The organism is Microcoleus sp. PH2017_12_PCY_D_A (assembly GCF_020738565.1).
In the GTDB taxonomy this organism is placed as follows: domain Bacteria; phylum Cyanobacteriota; class Cyanobacteriia; order Cyanobacteriales; family Microcoleaceae; genus Microcoleus.
Genome location: NZ_JAEQCI010000233.1, coordinates 1 through 3100 on the forward strand (window position 1 = coordinate 1; position 3100 = coordinate 3100).

Consider the following 3100-nt stretch of genomic DNA (forward strand, 5'->3'; position numbering starts at 1 on the left):
GACTAAAGTCCTTACTACGAACCTAATCAGAACTTGTCGATGAGTTTGTAGTTAAGAAGAAGGACTAAAGTCCTTACTACGAACCTAATCAGAACTTGTTTCTATCCGACGCTTCCTTCGAGCTTCAGACTCAACAACTTATCAGCTTCCGCCGCAAATTCCATCGGTAACTGATTGAACACATCTTTACAGAAACCGCTAATCATCATCGAAATAGCATTTTCTGCGGAAATTCCCCGCTGTGCAAAAAAGAACAATTGCTCTTCTCCAATTTTAGAAGTAGAAGCTTCGTGCTCGACTTTAGCAGTGTGGTTCTGCACTTGGATGTAGGGAAAAGTATTCGCTTGAGCGTTGTCGCCAATCAGCATCGAATCGCACTGAGAATAATTGCGAGCGCCTTTAGCACTTGGCCCCATTTTCACCAAGCCGCGATAGCTGTTGGCAGAATTTCCTGCCGAAATTCCCTTAGAAATAATCGTGCTGCGAGTGTTTTTGCCGACGTGGATCATTTTAGTGCCAGTGTCAGCTTGCTGCTTGTTATTTGTCAGCGCTACCGAGTAGAATTCGCCTACCGAGTTGTCGCCGACTAAGACGCAACTGGGATATTTCCAAGTAATCGCCGAACCAGTTTCTACTTGCGTCCAAGAAATCTTAGAATTTACTCCCTGACACAAACCGCGTTTGGTAACAAAGTTATAAATTCCACCTTTACCGCTAGCATCGCCCGCGTACCAGTTTTGCACAGTCGAGTATTTGATATCAGCATTGTCCATTGTTACCAATTCCACGACGGCAGCGTGCAGTTGGTTGGTGTCAAACATCGGCGCGGTGCAACCTTCGAGGTAAGAAACAGAACTGTTTTCTTCTGCGACAATTAACGTGCGCTCGAACTGGCCGGAATCTCCGTTGTTGATGCGGAAATAGGTTGACAATTCCATCGGGCATTTGACGCCTTTGGGAATGTAAACGAAGGAACCGTCGCTGAATACGGCGGAGTTGAGGGCTGCGAAAAAGTTGTCGCCGACTGGTACGACGCTGCCAAGATATTTTTCTATTAGTTCGGGATAATCTTTGACTGCTTCTGATATTGAACAGAAGATAACGCCGTCTTTGGCTAGTTTTTCTCTAAATGTTGTGGCAATTGATACGCTGTCGAAAACGGCGTCAACGGCGACGTTTCCGAGGCGTTTTTGTTCGGAGAGGGGAATTCCGAGTTTCTCGAAGGTTTCGAGGAGTGTCGGGTCTACTTCTTCCAAACTGTTGAGCTTTTTGGGCTTTTGTTTGGGGGCGGAATAGTAGATAATTTGTTGGTAGTCGATCGCGGGATAGTTGACGTGAGGCCAGGTAGGCTCGGTCATTGTCAGCCACTTGCGGTATGCTTTGAGGCGAAATTCCAGCATGAATTCCGGTTCGTTTTTCTTCGAGGAAATCAAGCGGACTACATCTTCGCTCAAGCCGCGGGGGATGGTGTCTGACTCGATGTCGGTGACGAAACCGTATTTGTAGGGCTGGTTGACGAGGGTTGTGACTGTAGAGCTCATTGATTTTGCGCTGGCGAGTGTTCTGGATTAGTCTCTCAAAGCTGGCAGACGCTTGAACTGTCGGGGCCCGGCGAGTTCTGGGGGCTGCTGAAGGCGAATTAAACAACTGGTTTGTTGCTTTACTATATTTTAAGCTACATTAACAATAGCGATCTTGTCAAAGTCAAATAAATAATTTTTTGTGAAGATGATGCAGACTCAGCAGACTTCCACGAAACAAGACATCTTGCAGTATTTGCTCAAGGGGGGTCAAGGGACGGCTCTTGAGTTGGCGGATTCTTTGGAGATCAGCCCGCAGGCGATTCGCCGTCATTTGAAGGATTTGGAGGGGGAGGGGCTGATTCAGTATCAGTCGGTTCAGGCTGGTATGGGACGGCCGCAACACATTTATGAGCTTACCAGTCTGGGGCGCGATCGCTTCCCGAATCGTTACGGCGATTTTGCGGTTTCTTTTCTGGATACTTTGGCTGAGACTGTTGGCCGCGAGCAAGTGATTACTATCCTGCAAAAACAGTGGGAACGGAAGGCGATGGAATATCGGCGACTGGTGGGTACTGGTTCGCTGCAAGAACGGGTGACTAAGTTGGTGGAACTCCGCAGGGATGAAGGTTATATGGCTGAGTGTTATCCTGTGGAATCTGTAGGTGTGGAAATGTGCGGGGATGTTAAGGGCGATCGATTTGTGTTTATGGAACACAATTGTGCTATTTCTAATGTGGCTGAAACTTTTCCGAGTGTCTGCGGTAACGAGTTGGAAATGTTTGCTGCGGTTTTGCCGGATTGTACTGTGGAGCGCACTCACTGGATTATTGATGGGGAACACCGCTGCGGTTATTCGATCGCAAAAAAGGAAGTTCGGCAACGGATTTTGTAACGGATGTAACGGATGTAACGGATAGGAATTTCGGTAACGGATTTAACGGATGTCACGGATTACCAATTACCAATTACCTATTACCAATTACCAATTACCAATTACCAATTACCAATTACCAATTACCAATTACCTATTACCTATTACCAATTTATATGCAACCATTAGCTGATTTTTTAAAGCCGGAAGAGTGCGCGGAAGTCGATATGGCGCTGTTGTCGTCGAAGGAAAAGTTTTCGGCGCGGTTGGCTATTTATGCTTTGAGGGTGTTGAAGCAAATTGCTGGGGATACGGGTTTGCCGGTGGCTGAGGTAAGCAATCAGCAGGTGATGGATTGGGTTAAGAATGATGAGAGTATTAAAGGGTCGATCGAGCTTGATGCTAGTTTTGAAAACTTTTTTACGAATTTGGTAATTGCGTCTTTGCGACCGTTGAGGCAAATTGCGGCAGAATCTGAAGGGGCGATCGAGCAATTAACAGTTAAGCAGGTTGTGGCGTGGTTTGTAAAGGATGGGAAGATTCGCAGAGAACAGGGTGTCGATGCGGCGTTTTTGGATTTGTGATAGGGCGGACGGGCTGCGACTCCCAGAAACCGGGTTTTTGCCGAATCTGTGGGCTGCAACTAAGTATTTTCGTAAAAAACCCGGTTTCTCGCCCCTCATCCGACTCGCAGAAACCGGGTTTT

The 3100-nt window shown here is 47.0% G+C and carries 3 protein-coding genes; 2 read left to right on the forward strand and 1 reads right to left on the reverse strand.

Going from position 1 to position 3100, the window contains the following annotated elements; translation table 11 throughout:
* Nucleotides 1-101: 101 nt before the first annotated feature.
* Nucleotides 102-1541, reverse strand: coding sequence for a Fe-S cluster assembly protein SufB (sufB, locus tag JGK39_RS33045; RefSeq protein WP_293262593.1), 1440 nt, complete (start codon nucleotides 1539-1541; stop codon nucleotides 102-104).
* Nucleotides 1542-1728: 187 nt separating this feature from the next.
* On the opposite strand from sufB, the gene sufR reads away from it, so the two are divergent.
* Nucleotides 1729-2415 (forward strand): iron-sulfur cluster biosynthesis transcriptional regulator SufR, encoded by a 687-nt coding sequence (sufR, locus tag JGK39_RS33050; RefSeq protein WP_293262596.1) that lies wholly within the window; start codon nucleotides 1729-1731, stop codon nucleotides 2413-2415.
* Nucleotides 2416-2570: 155 nt separating this feature from the next.
* Nucleotides 2571-2978 (forward strand): hypothetical protein, encoded by a 408-nt coding sequence (locus JGK39_RS33055; RefSeq protein ID WP_293262599.1) that lies wholly within the window; start codon nucleotides 2571-2573, stop codon nucleotides 2976-2978.
* Nucleotides 2979-3100 lie beyond the last annotated feature (122 nt).

Excerpts from the sequence above, each read along its gene's own strand:
- sufB (WP_293262593.1), bottom strand. The coding sequence starts at position 1,541 with ATGAGCTCTACAGTCACAACCCTCGTCAACCAGCCCTACAAATACGGT.
- sufR (WP_293262596.1), top strand. The coding sequence starts at position 1,729 with ATGATGCAGACTCAGCAGACTTCCACGAAACAAGACATCTTGCAGTAT.
- JGK39_RS33055 (WP_293262599.1), top strand. The coding sequence starts at position 2,571 with ATGCAACCATTAGCTGATTTTTTAAAGCCGGAAGAGTGCGCGGAAGTC.